Below are 17,667 nucleotides of genomic sequence, written 5' to 3'. Positions count from 1 at the left end.
CCACGTCATTGCGTGGCTTGTCATCAGTTGGTACTTAACAGGAAGTGCGCACGCGCAACCGCGACCGGCTTGCTCCGGTCTTCCTGCCAAGCCTCGATTAGCACATGGGCAACCCGCTTGCCCTGCTTGGTAATCTCGCAGCTGGCATACAGCGTCTGGGCGCGGCCCGAGCGAAGATAATCCAGCGAGAAGTCGACAATCTTTGGCGCTTCGCGCGACTCGCGATTCCACATCAGATGCAGCAATGCAGCGTTTTCCAGAAAACCGCCAATCAGCCCGCCGTGCAAAGCGGGCAGTGTGGTGTTGCCGACATTGCGCTGATGAAATGGCAGGGAGAACAGCAGATCGCCCTGCTCGTCCTCGCCAAACTCGACACCCATCAGCCGCGCATAAGGCACGGCATTAATGATTTCGTCGTAACGCTTTTCATCGCGCAACTGCAAGAAAGTATCTATGAAGGCGCTCATCCGGCACCTCCTGTCGGCAGCATGGGCTTGGGGTTGGAATCGCGCATGAAAGTTGCCACGCCGTGGGCAATCGGGTCATCCGGACTATCGTGATAGCAGACGGCGCGGGTAAAGGCGATCTGATTGGCCATGCGGTAGCATTCTGCCCGGCAAAAAATCGCCTTGCCGGGCGTGGCGGCCTTCAGATAGTCGATGCGCAAGTCCAGCGTGGCGATAGTTTCGTAGTCCTGCATATTGGCGGCCACCGCCACGGCACTGGTAGTGTCCACCAGCGAAGTAATGACACCGCCGTGAATCACGCCGCTGGCCGGATTGCCGACCAGGTCTTCGTGCCAATCCACCTTAAGCGTCGGCTTGCGGCCAACCGTCCCCAGATACTCGAAGCCCAGTGTGCGGCAATGTGGCAAGCTGACAAACAGCTCGCCCATTGCCTTCAGCACTTCAGGGTTGGCCGCATCCGCCGTCATTCGCTTGCGCCCTCTGCTGCGTCACCAGCAATCTCTTCGCCTTCGGCGGTATCGATCGCTTCGCTTTCGGCAACCTTGACGAGGCAGATCAGCTTCTCGCCTTCGTCCAGGTTGATCAGGCGCACGCCCTGTGCCGAACGGCCAGTTTCGCGAATCTGGTCAACCTTGGTGCGAATCAGCACGCCGCCAGTAGTAATCAGCATGACGTCATCGCTGTCCTCTACCAGGCTGGCCGATACCAGGTCCAGGCCGGTCTTGTCGGTCAGATCCATGGCAATCACACCCTGGGTGCCGCGGCTGGTCTGGCGGAACTCGCCAACGCGGGTGCGCTTGCCATAGCCGCCATCGCTGGCAGTCAGCACTTGCTGTTCGTCGCTATTGGCCACCAGCAGCGAGATCACCTGCTGGCCTTCCGCCAGCAGCATGCCGCGTACGCCACCGGCAGTACGGCCCATGGCGCGTACATTAGCTTCGTCAAAACGGACTGCCTTGCCAGCGTTGGAGAACAGCATGATCTGGTCGTGGCCGGAAGTCAGCGCCACGCCTACCAGCTTGTCGCCATCATCCAGTTTGACGGCAATAATGCCGGCGGAGCGTGGGCGGCTGAAGGCTTCGAGTGGCGTCTTCTTCACCGTGCCATTAGCGGTACACATGAAGATGAACGGACCTTTGACCTTGTCGCTGATTTCCTCTTCGTCAAGCTCGGCCGTCTCCGGGCCAGTAAAGGCCTTGACTGGCAGCATGGCGTTGATTTTCTCGCCTTCAGCCAGTGGCAGTACGTTGACGATAGGCTTGCCACGGCTGGTGCGACCGCCTTGCGGCATATCGTAGACCTTGATCCAGTAGCAGCGACCAAAGCTGGAGAAGCACAGCACGTAGTCATGGGTGTTGGCTACGAACAGCGTGTCGATGAAGTCGTCATCCTTGGTGGCTGCGGCTTGCTTGCCGCGGCCGCCACGACGTTGTGACTGGTAATCGTCAACCGGCTGGGCTTTCAGGTAACCGCCATGCGTTACGGTTACTACCATTTCTTGCGGAGTGATCAGGTCTTCAATATTGATATCGCCGCCGAAAGGCTCGATCTCGGAACGACGCTTGTCACCATATTGCAGTTTGATGGCATTCAGTTCGTCATTGATGATCTGGTTGATGCGTTCCGGCTTGGCCAGGATGTCGATCAGATCCATGATCACATCCATGATTTCGCGGTATTCGCCAACAATCTTGTCCTGCTCGAGGCCAGTCAGGCGCTGCAGACGCAGATCCAGAATGGCCTGAGCCTGAGTCTCGGACAGGAAGTAACCTTCCTCATGCAGACCAAGGCTGGCCGCAATATTGTCCGGGCGAGCCTTGTCCTTGTCGACGCGCGACAGCATGCCGGTTACCAGCTCCGAGCGCCAGGCGCGCGCCATCAATGCGGCTTTGGCTTGCGGCGGTGCTTCGGATGCCTTGATCAGCGCGATGATTTCATCAACATTCGACAGTGCAACGGCCAAACCTTCGAGGATATGACCGCGTTCGCGCGCCTTGCGCAATTCGAAAATGGTACGGCGTGTCACTACTTCGCGGCGATGGCGCAGGAATTCTTCGATGATCTGCTTGAGGTTCAGCAAGCGCGGCTGGCCATCGACCAGCGCTACCATATTGATGCCGAAGCTGTCCTGCAGCTGGGTCAGTTTGTACAGGTGATTGAGCACCACTTCTGGCATTTCGCCACGTTTGAGCTCGATCACCACGCGCATGCCGGACTTGTCCGACTCGTCGCGCAGGTCAGAAATGCCTTCGATCAGTTTTTCGCGCACCAGCTCGCTGATGCGCTCCAGCAGGCGTGATTTGTTTACCTGATACGGAATTTCATCAACGATGATCGCCTGGCGATCGCCCTTGCCGATGTCTTCAAAATGTACGCGCGCACGCATGATGGCACGACCGCGGCCGGTGCGATAAGCCTCGCGGATGCCGGCAGTGCCATAGATAATGCCGGCGGTCGGGAAGTCTGGTGCCGGAATGATTTCGATCAGCTCGTCGATGGTCATCTCGCCATTGGCGAGCAGAGCCAGGCAGCCATCAATCACTTCATTGATATTGTGCGGCGGGATGTTGGTCGCCATGCCAACTGCGATACCGGCAGCGCCGTTGATCAGCAAGTTCGGAATGCGGGCCGGCATGATCAGCGGCTCTTTTTCCGAGCCGTCATAGTTAGGCCCGAAATCGACAGTTTCCTTGTCGATATCGGCCATCAGCTCGTGCGCGATGCGCGCCATGCGAATTTCGGTGTATCGCATCGCCGCGGCGTTATCGCCGTCGATGGAGCCAAAGTTACCCTGGCCATCGACCAAGGGGTAACGCAGCGAGAAATCCTGAGCCATACGTACGATAGTGTCGTAGACGGCGCTATCACCGTGCGGGTGATATTTACCGATTACGTCACCCACGATACGGGCAGACTTCTTGTAGGCACGGTTCCAGTCGTTCGACAGCTCGTGCATGGCAAACAGCACGCGACGATGTACCGGCTTGAGACCATCACGAACATCTGGCAGGGCGCGGCCAACGATCACGCTCATCGCATAATCGAGATATGAGCGGCGCATCTCCTCTTCCAGGCTAATCGGAAGTGTTTCCTTGGCAAAAAGCTGATCGGTCATGAAAATCCGTAATCAAGGCAAAAATTATTCAGCATTCTAACACAAACGTCTGTTGGCTCGTGCGTGGCGAGAAGCAAAAAAGGCCGCGTTAGCGGCCTTTTTTGCGGTCTTACCGACCACCTATGTGCAGACGTTTCTCCAGTCTGGAAATGCCCCAAGCCATCAGCATGGTCAATCCAAGATAGACGAAAGAGATCGTCAGATAAGGCTCCCAGTAGCGCGAGTAAACTCCCGCCACGGTACGGGCGGCAAAGGCAAGCTCGGCAAGGCCGATCGCCGAAACCAGAGAGCTGTCTTTCAGCAGCATGATTGCCTCGTTACCCAGTGGTGGCAGCATGCGACGGAAAGCCTGCGGGACGATGACGAACTTCATCGTCTGGCCATAGCTCAGACCGAGTGAGCGCGCGGCCTCCATCTGCCCTTTGTCGATAGACTGGATGCCGGCGCGGAAAATCTCGGTAATATAGGCGCCCGCATTCAGCGTCAGGGCAACGAGGCCGGAAATGAACGCACCGTAGTTCTGGCGAATTTCCCGCGCCGCATCGCCCGACAGCAGTACGCCATCAACCGGATGGATCAACACAGGCATCAAAGCAAAGTGCACCAGCAAAATCTGCACAAACAGCGGCGTACCGCGAAAGAAAGCTACATAGGCAGCCGCCGGCCAGCGTACCAGATAGCGCACGACATACTTGGCCGCACCGTGTCGGGCATCCGCGAGCCGCGCCATCCCCATGAACAGGCCGATCAGCGTACCTAACACCACGGCAACCAACGTGATACCCACTGTCATCTTCACGCCTTCAACAAACAAAGGCGCATAGTCGACAATCATTCCCCAACGAAAATCCATGATGCTCTCCCTGCAAAAAGCGGGCAGCCGATGAAGGCTGCCCGCTTGATATGCAGTCTCTGATTACTTGCTGCCGAAATGCTTGCTGTAGATCTGATCATAGGTGCCGTCAGCCTTGATTGCTGCCAGACCGGCATTAATCTTGGCCAGCACCTCGGCATTGCCCTTGTTGACGGCAAAGCCATAGAACTCTGGTGCGAAGCTCTGCAGATCTTCAACGGTGCTGATACCGTGCTGAGGATTGTTTTTTACATAGTTGATGACTACACCGTTGTCACCCACGGCCGCATCAACCCCGCCAGTTTCAAGCTCTTTCAGTGCCAAAGGCATGTTTTCGAAACGTTTGATATTCGGATTGGTCTTGCCCAGCAGTTTTTGCACCACCTCGTCGCCGGTCGTGCCGGTCTGAACCGCAACTTTCTTGTTTTTCAGATCCTGAAAGGTCTTGACGTCAGTTACGCCCTTGGCAACGGCAATCAGCTGGCGCGCTTCGAAATATGGCTCGGAAAAGTCCATGCTGGCCTTGCGCTCGTCGGTAATCGTAATGGACGATGCCAGAATGTCTCGATCGCCCTGCCCCAGGCTGGCAAAGATACCTTCCCATGGGGTATTGACGAATTTCGCCTTGAAGCCACCCTTGGCCGCCACGGCATTCAGCACGTCCACGGTAAAGCCGGCGATCTCGTTTTTGTCGTTCTGGAATTCGAACGGTGCATAGCTGGCATCAGAGCCAACCACATATTCAGGCATGCTGTTTTCTGCCACCGCTGGTGCGCTGCTGCTTCCTGTCGCTGGGGCTTCGGCCTTCTGGCCGCAACCCGCCAATGCAAATACGCTTAGCGCCATGCCTGCCAGAACCGTTCTTCTTGCTTGTCTCATCTCGTGTTCTCCGTAGAATCAGCTTATTCTTGCCACTCGTTTTGCGAGCGGTCATGGCGATTATATAACTCGATTTAATGGTCATTGCCAGACGCAGAAATACATTTTGCTTCAAAATGATTACGGCATTCATCAATACAGACACAGCATGGCAATGAAAAAATACATCGCAATCGGATTGACTGCACTACTATGCTCAAACTTCGCTCTCGCCGAGGACAAGCCTTTACCTGGTGACTTTCAGCATCGCGCAACGCCCGCGCCCGCAGTACAAACGCAGGCAAGCAGCAATAAAGCCAACGTAGAGAAACCGGTCGAGGTCAGTCGCGCGCCGCGGAAAAAGACTGATGCAGGCAAGCCCTCCAGAAAATCCAAAGCCGGCAAGGCAGCCACGACTCGGGGCGAAAAAGCGCTTGGCAAGGCCAGAGCGGGCAAAGACAAGGTAGTAAAAACCAGTCGCAGCAAAAGCAAGTCGCGCCAATCCAAACACAGAAAAAAATGATCCACCCGGGGATGCCCCCTCAAAGTATCGTTAACGCCAATGCACCTCGACCTCACCACTCTCAGCATCACTCACGTCTCCAACTTCATTCTGCTTGGCACCGTCCTTTGCACCCTTGGCTGGCGCTATCGACACGAGCCGTCGTTATGGATCTGGGGCGCAGGCACCTTGCTGGCCTGTCTTGGCCAGTTCCTGATTGCTGCCCGGGCTCAAATGCCGCTTGCACTTTCGATTATTGCCGGCAATGGCGCCCTGTTTGCAGCAATGTCACTGTCGTGGCTGGGCCTGCTTGCGCTAAAGAGTCATCGCGTGCCATGGCGTACCGGATTGATTCTGGCTGCCATACCAACTGTATTAATTGCCACGCCAGGCTTGGATGATGCAGTTATCAACCAGCGCGTGATGGTCTTCGTGATTGCCGTGCTTGGCTTCAACCTGCTGGTACTTCATACCATCCTGCGAACTGGCATGGTCATCACACTAGGTACCAGGCTCCTTGCCTGGCTGAGTGTGCTGCTGGTGCTGCAATACAGCTATCGCACCTATCTGCTGTTTGGTAGTGAGGCGCCAAACATTCAGGCTACTCCCGAGTATGTAGATACGATGTTTCTCTCGCTAACGCTGGAGACCGCCAAGGTGATGTTATTCATCTATCTTTGTTTCGAGCGACTGGAAATGCGCCTGAATGACATGCGCGAGCAGGATGTGGCCAGCGGTTTGCCCAATATGCGTGCCTTTGCCGCGCGCGCTATCAGCCTGCTGGCCAAGCCGGGCAACCAGACCATGCTGCTGCTCAGCATTGATGATCTGAGCAAGATTCGTGGTGTTTCGAGCAAAGAGTGGCAGGACAAGATGCTGAGCGACATCAGCAGCCAGCTGCGCCAGCTATTGCATCCGATGACCGAATGCTATGGCAAGCATGACGAATACTTCGCCGTTCTGCTGCCTGCGGCCACCCTTGAACAGCTACTCCCCAGGCTGCAGAGCATTACCCACCCCTCTCTTGGCAAGATCAGCCTCAGCATCGGCATTACCGATTACGACTACGCGGCATCTCCGCGCAACACGGTCGACGAGCTGTTGCTTGAGGCAGAGCTTGCCCTGCAAGAGGCGCAGCACAAGGGGCGCGGACAGATTTGTCATGCGGACAAAGAAGCCATTCGCTTGCTGAGCGAATGCTGAACCCTCATCCGACCTGGAGATCATCATGAAGAAAGTGGCAGTTGTGCTGTCTGGCTGCGGCGTATTTGATGGAAGCGAGATAACCGAAAGTACAGCCTTGCTGATTGCTCTGTCGCAGGCAGGTTTCACATGGCAGTGCTTTGCGCCCGATCGCCCGCAGGCGCATGTCGTCAATCATCTGAATGGCGAGGTCGAGGCGGTCAAACGCAACATCTTGCAAGAATCCGCCCGCATCGCCAGAAGCAATGTCCTGCCCTTGTCAACGTTGGCCGCAGAAGATTACGAAGCGCTGCTGTTACCAGGTGGCTTCGGCGCAGCAAAAAACCTGTGCAACTTTGCTTTCGCCGGAGAGCAAGCGGTACTTGAGGATGATATCAAGGCAGCCGGTTTGGCTTTCATCCGGAAGCAAAAACCGGTGTTAGCGCTGTGTGCCGCCCCGGTGGTGCTGGCCTTGCTGGCAAAAGAGGCCGGCATCAAGGAGGCGCGCCTGACGGTTGGCAGTGAAGAGGAAGGCAAGTCACTGGCGGATGCCATTCGTGCCTGGGGGCAGATTCACGAGGAGAAGCGGATTGACGAGGCCTGTGTTGATGCAGGCAATCGCTTTGTTACGGCGCCGGCCTTTATGTATGGTGCAGCCACTCCGGCCGGCATTTACGCAAGCTGCCAGGCTGCGGTAGCTGGCTTGCAGACGCTGCTTTAACGCTTGCGCTTGCTGCTTTTGCTGTCTGCGAGCATGGACAGCAGTTGCGGATCAAGATCAAACAGCTGACCGGTACGACCGGTCTGCTGCTCACAGGCGATCAACATGGCACGGTTGATCGCCTCTTTCTTGCTGACTCCCCACCATTCGATCATCTTGTCGAGCGCCTTTTGTGCATCGCGCGTCAGCTCCACAGTCACCGACAGCTCTTGCAGCCGGTTGCGTCTTAACTCGCGACTACGACGCTTGCGCTCGGCAGCCGTCATCGCACGCTCACCCAGGGGTTTACGCCCGGGTTTGACGCGGTTGCCGCCAATCAGATCGATTGTGTAGTGATCGCAAGGGTCTCGCATTGCCGTGATGCTGTACAAAAGGGGCGCAAGGATAGCACGAAGCCGCCATGGCCGATATCGGCAAGCCACAATTACCCGCAATCGATCTACAAACCTCAATAACAAGATGAATTCTCGTTATTGTTTACTCTTTTATTGAGATTGATTATCATGCATTGCGAAATCAACCATGCAATCCGAGATAAACAATGACATACAAGAAGCTACTCGCCGTTGCCGTAGGCACCTTGCTGCTTGCCTCTTCTGCTGCGCACGCAAACCAGGACATCAACTCGCAAGACGTGGTCAAGCAGTACGCCACCATCGTGCATGCCAACTATGAAGATGCGCTGAATACTGCCATCAAGCTGCAACAGGCCATCAAGACTTTCACCGCCGCGCCATCCGAAGCAAACCTGCAGGCAGCCCGCCAAGCATGGTTGGCCGCACGCGAGCCCTATGGCCAGACCGAGACCTTCCGTTTCTACGGCGGTCCGATTGACGATGCCAAAGGCCCGGAAGGTCAGATCAATGCCTGGCCGCTGGATGAGGCCTATATCGACACGGTCAAAGGCAAAGCGGCCTCCGGCATCATCAATGACCGCAAAAAGACCATCAACAAGAAGCTGCTGACCTCGCTGAACGAGCGTGGTGGTGAGGAAAACATCTCCACCGGCTATCACGCCATCGAGTTCTTGCTGTGGGGTCAGGACTTCGACACCAAGGGTGCCGGCAATCGCGCCTATACCGACTTTGTTGACGGCAAGGCTGAGAATGCCGATCGTCGCCGCGAATACCTGAATGTCGCCACTGACCTGCTGGTGGATGATCTGCGTTATCTGGCGGAAGCCTGGAAGCCGGCCAGCAACAATTACCGCGCCAAGTTTGAAAAGCGTCCGGATGCCATTCGCCAGATTATGGTCGGTATGGGCGTGTTGTCGCGCGCTGAACTGGCTGGCGAACGGATGGAAGTCGCCCTAGATAGCCGCAACCAGGAAGACGAGCACAGCTGCTTCTCCGACAACACTCACCGCGATATCGTAACCAATGCACAAGGCATTCGTAACGTCTGGCTGGGCGAGTACAAGCGCGTGGATGGCAGCGTGGTCAAGGGTGCCAGCCTGTACGCACTGGTCGCGCAGAAAAATGCCAAGCTGGCTGACAAGGTCAGCGCCGACATGAATGCCACCATGGGCAAGGCCGAAGGCATTCGGGCACCGTTTGACCAGGAAATCGTCACCAAGGACGGCCGTCAGCGTGTGCAGGCCACCATCGCTGCACTGCGCAAGCAGGCGGGCGGGCTGGTAGAGGCCGCCAAAGTACTGGGTATCAAGAAGCTTAACGTCAGCTTGCCTGACTGATCATTGCGGTAAACCACCACCCACCGCCCCGCCGGGTTTTGCCCGGCGGGTTTTTCCATTCACCTGTTGCGCCAAGGTTGGCCGCAACACGAATCGATGCGAAGAAGATGAAAAAAACCTATGTCGTTGCCAGCACTGGCCTTGCATTTGCCGTCATTGCCGGGCTGTCAGGCTTTGGCAAAGCTGAACTTGCCCCATACCAGGATGGGGATGAGAAACTGGGCGGCCAGACCACGGTGTACGAAACCGGCCGTAATGCCTTCTCTTTGCCGTTTGCCAATATGGCCAATGAGCGCCAGACGCAGTTCTTTATCGGCAACTCCTTCTTCAAGAAAGCCTGGGTAGAAGCGCCCGCCTCCACTACCTTGCGTGATGGCCTAGGGCCGCACTTCATTGCCCGCTCTTGCGGTGCCTGCCATGCACTGGATGGTCGTGGCGCACCGCCGCTGTTTGAAAACGGCATCCAGCAAGAGCAGCCGATGGCCTTGCTGTTTCGCCTGTCCATTCCGGGCAAAAACGGGCCAATGCCCGAGCCAAACTACGGCGGCCAGTTCAATAACGATGCCATCCCCGGCGTGAAGGCCGAGGGCAAGGTGGCGATCAGCTACCTGCCCGTCAAAGGGCAATTTGCTGATGGCGAAAGTTATGAACTGCAGCAGCCGCAATACCAGTTCACAGAGCTGGGCTATGGCCCGATGCATGCGCAAGTCATGGTATCGCCACGCATTGCACCGCACATGATCGGTCTGGGCTTGCTGGAGGCCATTGCCGAGCGCGACATTCTGGCCAATGCAGCGCGCCAAGCGCGCGAAAATGCCGGCATCAGCGGCCGCCCCAACTATGTGGTCGATGCCCCCAGCGGCAAGACCATGCTTGGCCGCTTTGGCTGGAAAGCCAACTCGCCAACCATCGCCCACCAGTCGGCCGGTGCATTCAATGGCGACATCGGCATCACTTCGCGCCACTTCCCCAAGGAAGAATGCATGCCAAGCCAGCGCGATTGTCTGACGGCCAAGGATGGCGGCAAGCCCGAGATCGACGACAAGAAAATGGCCGCGGTGATTTTCTACAGCCGCACCCTTGCCGTGCCGGCGCAGCGTGATGCCGATACGACAGGGGTCCGTCGCGGCAAGCTATTGTTCAGCCAGATCCAGTGTGCGAGCTGCCATACACCAAGCTATACCACCAGCAAACTTGCCGGCCTGCCAGAAGTCAGCAAGCAGAAAATCAGCCCTTACACCGACTTGCTGCTGCACGATATGGGCCCGGGCCTTGCCGACAATCGTCCGGATAGCCGCGCCAATGGTCAGGAATGGAAGACGCCACCGCTGTGGGGCATCGGCCTGTTTCAGGACGTAAATGGCCATAGTCGTTATCTGCATGATGGCCGCGCCCGCAATCTGCAGGAAGCCATCCTGTGGCACGGCGGCGAAGCCGAGGCCGCGCGCCAGCGTTACACCGCGCTGGACAAGCGTGATCGCGCTGCCCTGCTGCGCTTCCTCGAATCGCTGTAAACACGGCCGCCCTGTAAAGCCTCGCTGTCAATGGAAAACAATATGAAGAGCAAACCCCTTTTCCTCGCCCTGCTGCTGGCCGGCTTGAGCAGCCATGCCTTGGCATCGACCGCCGACAAGCTGCTGAGCTACTCTGTGAGCGGCATTTTTCAACCTCGCGCAGAACAATTGGCGGTGAGTTCTGCCCGCTTGGCCGCCAATGCGCGCACTGCTTGCACGCAAGCCAGCGACTTCGCCGCACTGCGCCAGGATTGGCAGCAAAGCTATCTGGCCTGGAAGCAGTTGGCCGCATTGAACTGGGGGCCGGGTGCCAGCATGCGCATTTCGCGGGTGATTGCCTTCCACCCGGTGCGGCCAACCCTGCTGGAAGATGCCATCACGCAGAGTGCCAGTGGCGAAAAGAAATACGAGGAAATCGGCGCGGCGGCCAAGGGGCTGGCTGCCATCGAATACCTGCTGTACAGCGCACCTGCACTGCAGTCCGGCCCGCGTTGCCAATGGCTGCAGCAGCTGACTGATGAGGTGGCAAGCCAGAGCCGCGAGCTGGCAGGCAGCTGGCAGGCGATTGCCGCCGATGTGCAACAAGGCAAAGCCAGTGCACAACTGCCCGAAGCACCGCTCGCACTGGAAGAGCTGTACAACCTGTCACTGGCGGGCAGCAATGAGCTGCTCAAGGAGCTGAGCAAGCTTGATGGCAGCAAGCCCGACAACCTGACCGGCTATCGCAGTGCCCTTGGGCGCGAGCTGATGCGGGCGCAGCTCAGCCAGATCCAGGCGCTGATGCTGGGTGGCAAGAATGGCGCAGGGATTGTCAGCTTGCTGCAAAGCAAACAGCCCAAGCTGGCTGACAAACTCGCGCGCCAGGTGCTGGCGGTAGACAAGGGCCTGCAAGCCCTGCCGGCGCAGCTGGCCGAGGCCAAGGGTCGCGAGAAGACAGCCATTGTTGCGCTGCAAGCACTGCTGGATCTGCTTGAGGGCGAGGTTGCCACGACACTCGATCTGACACTGAGCTTTAACGAGTCGGATGGGGACTGAGGTGAACAGGCGACAATTCCTGCAGGGGCTGGGCATCAGCCTCGCCGCCCTGCCCCTTGCTGCGCAAGCCGCCCAGTCGCAGCAACAACTGCATGTGCTGGCGGCCTATGATGTTGGCCGCAATGAGCACCGTTTCGGCCTGGCCGGTGTTGCGGCCAACGTCAGCTTGCCCGAGCGTGGTCATCACATCTGCCGTGTGCCCGGCAAGTCAGATGAATGTCTGGTGTTTGCGCGTCGCCCCGGCAGCTACATCGCCCGCATCAACTGGCGCAAGGCCGAGCTGCTGGCACGCTATGACTATGCCGACAATCGCCACGGCTTCGGTCATGGCGTATTCCTGCCCGATGGCCGACTGGCCACTACCGATAACGATATCGACAGTGGCTCGGGCCTGATTACCCTGCGCCATCCGCAAACGCTGGAACCGCTGGCCGAATTTTCCAGCGGCGGCATCGGCCCGCACGAGTTGCTGGTGCTGGACGCCAAGACCCTGCTGGTGGCCAATGGCGGCATCCTGACCCTGCCCGAGAGCGGTCGTATCAAGCTGAATCTGCGCGAGATGCAACCTTCGCTGGACGTGGTGGCGCTGGATGGTAGTGGCAGTCGCGCCAGCTGGCAGCTGGCGGACAAACGCCTGTCTATCCGCCATCTGGCGCATGCTGCCGATGACTGCTACGCCATTGCCTTGCAGTTTGAAGGCCGTGGTGCCGCACCGGTGCTGGCGCGTTGGCAGGCAGGCAGCTTGCAAACACTGGATATACCCGATGCCGCACTCGCCGAGGCTTGCAACGGCTATGCCGCCAGCGCCGCCGCCAGCCCGCAAACCCTCGCCTGCACCGCCACCAAGGGTGATGCCGTGTTGGCGTGGCGGCGAGATGGCAGTTTTCTCGCGGCGCATGAGATTGCCAAGCCAGCCGGCATTGCACTGACGCCGGATGGCCGGCACTTCATCGTCAGCAACGAGGATGGCGAAATCCGCTGGCTGTTCAGCGACTCGCTGCGGGAGGATTTGCCGCGTCGTCGTCGCTACCCGCTGAAGTGGGATAATCATCTGGTCCTGCTTCAGGGCTGATCTCGGGTGTGTTGGCCGCATGATTTGCGGCCAACTGCTTTTGCAGCGCCAGCATCTGGCCACTCAGCACCTGCCAGGCCTGCTCCTGATACTGCCGCTGCTGCTCGCCAGCCTGCATCGCCGCCAGGGTGGACTTGAGTTCGGCGTGCTGTTCGCGCAGGGTTTCGTACTGTCGCTCTTTGTCCTGATAATGCTGCGCCTGCTCCTGTAGCTGCTGTCGCAGTTGCATATGCTGTGCCCCCTGCCTTGCCAGCTCCTGGTGCAGCGCAGTCAGCTCCTGCTGTTTTTGCGCAAGATCCAGCTGGCTGCGACGTAACTCAGCCTGCCACTGCTGCATTTGCTGATCGTGTTTTTGCAGCTCTTGCTCGCGCTGCTGGCGCACCGATTCACGGTAGTGCTCCAGCGCCAGGCGCGCATGCTGATGCTTGTCCTCCAGCGACTGCCGATGCGCCTCGTTTTCCTCCAGCCTTAACTGCATATCCAGCTGCTGCTGCTCGAGCTGCGCCACCATGATGCGTTCGGCCTGCAGGCTTTCGCGTTGCTGTTCGAATTGCTGCGTCAGTTGCTGCCGCGCTTCTGCCTCGGCTGCCAGCGCCAATTGCAGGCTGTCGCACTCCTGCTGCGCCCTTTCCAGCTCTTGCTGCTGCCGCTCGCTTTGCATGGCGAGCTCTTCACGCATGGAATCGATCTGCGCTGTGGCATTGGCCTGCAGTGTTGCGGCCAACTGCTTCACCAGCGAAAGGATGGCTTCATCCAGCACTGGTGCACTTTCGTCTGCGCCCTCCTCCTGTTCCAGCTCTCGCAGATAGCGATGAATCGTGGTTTTTGAGCCGGTATTGCCCATTGCCATTCTGACTGCATCAATTGACGGATGTTTGCCCTGCGCCAACAAAGTATTGCGCGCATTTTGCACATCCGACTTGTAGATCCCGACTCTTGCCACGCTGCACACCCACTCAAATAACGTATGTATTACGTACTATGATATGAAATGTATTTTTAATCAATATTACAGTCATAAAAATCAAAATTTAAGGCGTGATAATCCCGAATTATCACGCCTTATCGTATAAAATACGCTGATGAAGCCAGCAAAGCCCCCAAAACTGCAAAATCCCCCCCTTAAAATTGACGATTACCTGCAAGCAGCCACGCGCGACAACACACGGCGCAGCTATCAGCAGGCGATACGGCATTACGAGGAAGTCTGGGGGGGATTCTTACCAGCGAGCAGCCAGAGCATCGCCCGCTATCTGGCGGACTGCGCTGCCGACAACAGCCACAGCACCTTGCGCCTGAGGTTGGCCGCATTGAGTCAGTGGCATCAAAGCCAGGGCTTTGCCGACCCGACGCGCGATGTAACCGTCAAAAAACTGCTTAAAGGAATTGCACGGCTACATCCGGCCAAAGCAAAGCAAGCCAAGCCCCTGCAACTGGCCGAGCTGGAACAGCTGGATGCGTTTCTGGCGAATCAGACGGGGATAGAAACTCAGGCCGGCGATCAGCCCAGCGAACTACGCGCTTGTCGCGATCGAGCCTTGATCTTGCTGGGGTTCTGGCGGGGGTTTCGCGGGGATGAGCTGTTGCGACTGGAAGCACAACACCTTGATTTTCATGACAATCAGGGCATGGTCTGTTTTTTGCCTGCCAGCAAAGGCGACCGGCAAAACCTTGGCCGCAGTTACAGAACGCCCGCCCTGGCAAGGTTGTGCCCGGTGCAGGCTTGCAAGGCGTGGCTTGAGAAATCGGGCATCCAAAATGGCCCGCTATTTCGCAGCATCAATCGCTGGGGACAGCTCGGGTCAGAGGGCATGCATATCAACAGCCTGCCCAAGCTCTTGCACAAGCGTTTTGCCGAGGCGGGCCTGGCTGGCGCCAGTGAACTCAGCAGCCACTCGCTGCGACGCGGTTTTGCCAACTGGGCCAGCAGCAACGGTTGGGATGCACGCAATCTGATGGAATACGTCGGCTGGCGCGATCTGAAATCGGCCATGCGTTATCTTGAAGAGGAAAACGGCTTTCAGCAGGCGCGCTTCAATCAGGCACTCCATCAGGAGTGATGACGCGCTTACCAGTCCTCGACCGGCACCGGTGGCAAACCGTGCATGGCACGTGCGCGATTACAGGCACGCTCGTAAATGCTGACCTCGGCCAAGGCACCAAATTCGCGACACGGCGACGGCCTGTCCTGATAAATGCTGCAGGACACCGCCACACCCACCTCGCCACGCAAGGCGATGCAACGCGGCGGGCTGTCATCAGTGCCCTTCATTCGCATGGTGTTGCGAATCTCGTGCACCGCGTAGTCGGGCGGCACGCCCGCACCATTTTCTGCGGCCAACTCGCTGCGATGAAATGACACGCGAAAGGCCGCACAACAGGCGCCACACTCGGTACAGCTGACTCTTGAGAGCGTATTCATTCGATTTCTATCCAGATTTGCTATCAAGCAATAAAGCAGACACTATACACAAAGCCTTTATAAAGCCCGAGCCATGACCACGCCTGCACAGCTACTTTCCACACTGCCTCCCGACTATCAGTCCAGCCTTGCCAATCTGGCAGCAAGACTGCACCAGACCGAGGCCTGCCAGTCCTTGCAGCACCCCTTGCTGGATGGGCTTGAAGACAGTCAGGCCATCATCCTGTTGCTGATTGATGGCATGGGTGAGGCGCAGATTCAGAGCCTGTGCCCGCAGGGCTGGCTGAGCCGTCAGGACAAAATCAGTCTGCGTAGCGTTTTTCCCAGCACGACAACGGCAGCGATCACCACGCTGATGACCGGACTTCCACCCAGCCAACACAGTTTGCTGTCCTGGCATTTATGGTCACCAGAGTTGGCCGCCATTGCTACCCCGTTGCCGCTCTCTCTGCACTGGCCAACCGACGCCGATATGACTAGCGAAGAAATGGCGGCTGCACTGTATAGCAAGCCATCGGCACTGCGCAATGGTCGGCGTGCGCAGTACGTCATGCAGCCTGCACGCATTGCCGGCTCGCCCTACAGTCAGCACCACGGCGGCGAAGCCACGCACCTGCCTTGGCAGAATTACGATGAGCTGTTTGAAAACCTGCAGAAATTGTCGACCGATGGCGAGTGCAAGTATGTCTACGCCTACATTCCCGATCTGGACTCGGCAATGCATGACTTGGGCACGCAGCATCCCAAGGTCGCGAAGCTGCTGCAGCGGATTGATGGTTACGTTAAACAGTTGGCCGCAAGACTCGGTACCGATTGCACACTGTTGATCACCGCCGATCATGGCCAGCTGGACATTCCGGCCGAGCGCTTTCTGTTTATCAACGACTTCCCGGAAATCGCCGCCATGCTGGCGCAACCATTAAGTGGCGAGCCGCGTGCGGCATTCTGCCATGTCAAGCCGGAGTTCAAGACCATCTTCTCGCAGCGGGTGAGTCAGGCCTTAGGGCATGCTGTCGATTGCGTACCAGCAAGCAAGGTGCTGAACGAGGGTTGGTTCGGGCCGCAACCGCACCATCAGCTATTGGCGGCGAGACTGGGGGACTACATCCTGATGCCGAAAGATGACTGGGCGATCTTGCAGACGGTTGGCGATGCGCCGCGCCCCAAACTGCGCGGCAATCATGGCGGGCTTAGCCGTGCCGAGATGGAAATTCCGCTGTTTGTGATCCGGCGAAACGAGCCGGCATCAAGCTAAGCTGACTGGCCAGCGCTCGCGCCATACCGGCAAGTCATGGCGGTCAATCACCGCCGGAAACACCACCCGCTCTCGTGCATCGGTATCACCCAGCTCGACCAGGGCCATATCCAGCCTGGTCGCATCTGGCGAATGCGGGCTAATCACGCCCATGCGGTCCAGCCAGACCGTTTCGCTATGAATCTGCAGATAATCCGCCGGCTTGCGCACCGTCTCCCATAGCCAATCCAGCTTGCCAGTCAGGGTTTGTCGGCCGGCACAGACTGCCAGCTCGATGTCCAGCTCATTCAGGCGCTGCGGTAGCTGATCGTCCGCAACATCATGTCGCTCGCGCAGCGCATCAGCATTAACTGTGTGCTGACCATGTGCGGCTATGCGCAGCAGCACACGTTGCTGTTCGGCCTCCAGCCGCTTGCGATAGGCATCCTGACTTTGCATGCGCCGCGCCAGATCCCGACACATTGCGCGATAGGCCTCCATGCCGGCCCATTGTTGCAAACTGGCCAGACTGTCATAAACCGCCATGATCCTTGCCTGCTCGAAGCTGACAACCTCAAGCGGCACATCATTCTGGATGCTGCCATCCGGCAATAGCTGGCTGCCCATCTTGCTGCGTCGATTGGGCTGGCCAACCAACAGCAAATAAGCACGATCCGGATTGGAAGGATGAGAAAAGTACTCATGCAAGGCTTCGCTGCGCAGCAGCAAGGCACTTAACGATTCCGGGGTGGCAAAGACAAGACCAACCCGACGATCACTACTGAAACCTGCCGGGCTCAAGTCTAATGGCTTTGGCAATACCGACACCTTTTCAGCAGTGTAGTTAAGCGTCTCGCGGACACCACGGTATAGCCGCTCTTTAGCGTTCGGCAGCAGACCGACCTTGGGATCAACCTCGGCAATCAACCCTTCAACCGCCGTGCTGATGTCACGACGGCTCCACGGGCCTTTGTGGCCGAATAATCTATCCAGGAACAT

Annotated in this window: 18 protein-coding genes; 9 read left to right on the top strand and 9 right to left on the bottom strand. The window is 57.8% G+C overall.

The window, feature by feature from the left end; genetic code table 11:
• Positions 1–23 precede the first annotated feature (23 nt).
• From ACZ9W6_RS09005 to ACZ9W6_RS08985, 5 genes are all read right to left on the bottom strand, one after another.
• A complete protein-coding gene (locus tag ACZ9W6_RS09005) occupies positions 24–467 on the bottom strand; it encodes a PaaI family thioesterase (RefSeq protein ID WP_465190770.1) in 444 nt (147 codons plus the stop codon).
• The gene (locus ACZ9W6_RS09000; protein ID WP_465190769.1) at positions 464–934 is read right to left on the bottom strand and encodes a PaaI family thioesterase; all 471 of its coding nucleotides are present in this window, start codon (positions 932–934) and stop codon (positions 464–466) included. The genes ACZ9W6_RS09005 and ACZ9W6_RS09000 overlap by 4 nt, the downstream gene beginning before the upstream one ends.
• On the bottom strand, positions 931–3,582 hold the full coding sequence (gene gyrA / locus ACZ9W6_RS08995) for a DNA gyrase subunit A (RefSeq protein WP_465190768.1): 2,652 nt from the start codon (positions 3,580–3,582) through the stop codon (positions 931–933). The genes ACZ9W6_RS09000 and gyrA overlap by 4 nt, the downstream gene beginning before the upstream one ends.
• A gap of 109 nt (positions 3,583–3,691) precedes the next feature.
• Complete coding sequence (locus tag ACZ9W6_RS08990) at positions 3,692–4,435, bottom strand: amino acid ABC transporter permease (protein WP_465190767.1); 744 nt, start codon at positions 4,433–4,435, stop codon at positions 3,692–3,694.
• A 63-nt stretch (positions 4,436–4,498) separates the two neighbouring features.
• On the bottom strand, positions 4,499–5,314 hold the full coding sequence (locus ACZ9W6_RS08985) for a transporter substrate-binding domain-containing protein (protein WP_465190766.1): 816 nt from the start codon (positions 5,312–5,314) through the stop codon (positions 4,499–4,501).
• A gap of 148 nt (positions 5,315–5,462) precedes the next feature.
• Here ACZ9W6_RS08985 and ACZ9W6_RS08980 point away from each other — a divergent pair, with 148 nt between their 5' ends.
• Genes ACZ9W6_RS08980 through elbB form a run of 3 tightly spaced genes read left to right on the top strand, consistent with a single transcriptional unit; the run spans position 5,463 to position 7,698 of the window.
• Entirely contained in the window at positions 5,463–5,816 is a 354-nt protein-coding gene (locus ACZ9W6_RS08980) for a hypothetical protein (protein WP_465190765.1), read from the top strand.
• Between the two features lie 39 nt (positions 5,817–5,855).
• Complete coding sequence (locus tag ACZ9W6_RS08975; protein ID WP_465190764.1) at positions 5,856–6,998, top strand: GGDEF domain-containing protein; 1,143 nt, start codon at positions 5,856–5,858, stop codon at positions 6,996–6,998.
• 25 nt (positions 6,999–7,023) lie between these two features.
• The gene (gene elbB, locus ACZ9W6_RS08970) at positions 7,024–7,698 is read left to right on the top strand and encodes an isoprenoid biosynthesis glyoxalase ElbB (protein ID WP_465190763.1); all 675 of its coding nucleotides are present in this window, start codon (positions 7,024–7,026) and stop codon (positions 7,696–7,698) included.
• Here elbB and ACZ9W6_RS08965 read toward each other — a convergent pair.
• Positions 7,695–8,051 carry a hypothetical protein gene (locus ACZ9W6_RS08965; protein WP_465190761.1) on the bottom strand — a complete coding sequence of 119 codons (357 nt, stop codon included), beginning with the start codon at positions 8,049–8,051 and terminating at the stop codon, positions 7,695–7,697. The two genes, elbB and ACZ9W6_RS08965, sit on opposite strands and share 4 nt — an antisense overlap.
• A gap of 188 nt (positions 8,052–8,239) precedes the next feature.
• Between ACZ9W6_RS08965 and ACZ9W6_RS08960 the strand changes: the two genes are divergently transcribed.
• From ACZ9W6_RS08960 to ACZ9W6_RS08945, 4 genes are all read left to right on the top strand, one after another.
• Entirely contained in the window at positions 8,240–9,391 is a 1,152-nt protein-coding gene (locus ACZ9W6_RS08960; protein WP_465190760.1) for an imelysin family protein, read from the top strand.
• Positions 9,392–9,498: 107 nt separating this feature from the next.
• Positions 9,499–10,905, top strand: a complete 1,407-nt coding sequence (locus tag ACZ9W6_RS08955) for a di-heme oxidoreductase family protein (RefSeq protein ID WP_465190759.1) — start codon at positions 9,499–9,501, stop codon at positions 10,903–10,905.
• A 42-nt stretch (positions 10,906–10,947) separates the two neighbouring features.
• Entirely contained in the window at positions 10,948–11,940 is a 993-nt protein-coding gene (locus ACZ9W6_RS08950) for an imelysin family protein (RefSeq protein WP_465190758.1), read from the top strand.
• A gap of 1 nt (position 11,941) precedes the next feature.
• A complete protein-coding gene (locus tag ACZ9W6_RS08945; RefSeq protein ID WP_465190757.1) occupies positions 11,942–13,012 on the top strand; it encodes a DUF1513 domain-containing protein in 1,071 nt (356 codons plus the stop codon).
• Here the strand turns inward: ACZ9W6_RS08945 and ACZ9W6_RS08940 are convergent.
• On the bottom strand, positions 12,927–13,925 hold the full coding sequence (locus tag ACZ9W6_RS08940) for a DNA-binding protein (protein WP_465190973.1): 999 nt from the start codon (positions 13,923–13,925) through the stop codon (positions 12,927–12,929). The two genes, ACZ9W6_RS08945 and ACZ9W6_RS08940, sit on opposite strands and share 86 nt — an antisense overlap.
• Positions 13,926–14,094: 169 nt before the next feature.
• On the opposite strand from ACZ9W6_RS08940, the gene ACZ9W6_RS08935 reads away from it, so the two are divergent.
• The gene (locus tag ACZ9W6_RS08935; RefSeq protein ID WP_465190756.1) at positions 14,095–15,072 is read left to right on the top strand and encodes a site-specific integrase; all 978 of its coding nucleotides are present in this window, start codon (positions 14,095–14,097) and stop codon (positions 15,070–15,072) included.
• An 8-nt stretch (positions 15,073–15,080) separates the two neighbouring features.
• Here the strand turns inward: ACZ9W6_RS08935 and ACZ9W6_RS08930 are convergent, their stop codons facing one another.
• Positions 15,081–15,434, bottom strand: coding sequence for a YkgJ family cysteine cluster protein (locus tag ACZ9W6_RS08930; RefSeq protein WP_465190755.1), 354 nt, complete (start codon positions 15,432–15,434; stop codon positions 15,081–15,083).
• A gap of 73 nt (positions 15,435–15,507) precedes the next feature.
• Here ACZ9W6_RS08930 and ACZ9W6_RS08925 point away from each other — a divergent pair, with 73 nt between their 5' ends.
• Positions 15,508–16,689 (top strand): alkaline phosphatase family protein, encoded by a 1,182-nt coding sequence (locus ACZ9W6_RS08925; RefSeq protein ID WP_465190754.1) that lies wholly within the window; start codon positions 15,508–15,510, stop codon positions 16,687–16,689.
• Here the strand turns inward: ACZ9W6_RS08925 and ACZ9W6_RS08920 are convergent.
• Positions 16,681–17,667: a hypothetical protein gene (locus tag ACZ9W6_RS08920; RefSeq protein WP_465190753.1), complete on the bottom strand. Its 987-nt coding sequence runs from the start codon at positions 17,665–17,667 to the stop codon at positions 16,681–16,683. The genes ACZ9W6_RS08925 and ACZ9W6_RS08920 overlap by 9 nt on opposite strands.

It is taken from the genome of Vogesella lacus (assembly GCF_979366295.1).
Note: the sequence above shows the minus strand (reverse complement) of the source record. Positions and strands in the feature narration are given on the sequence as shown.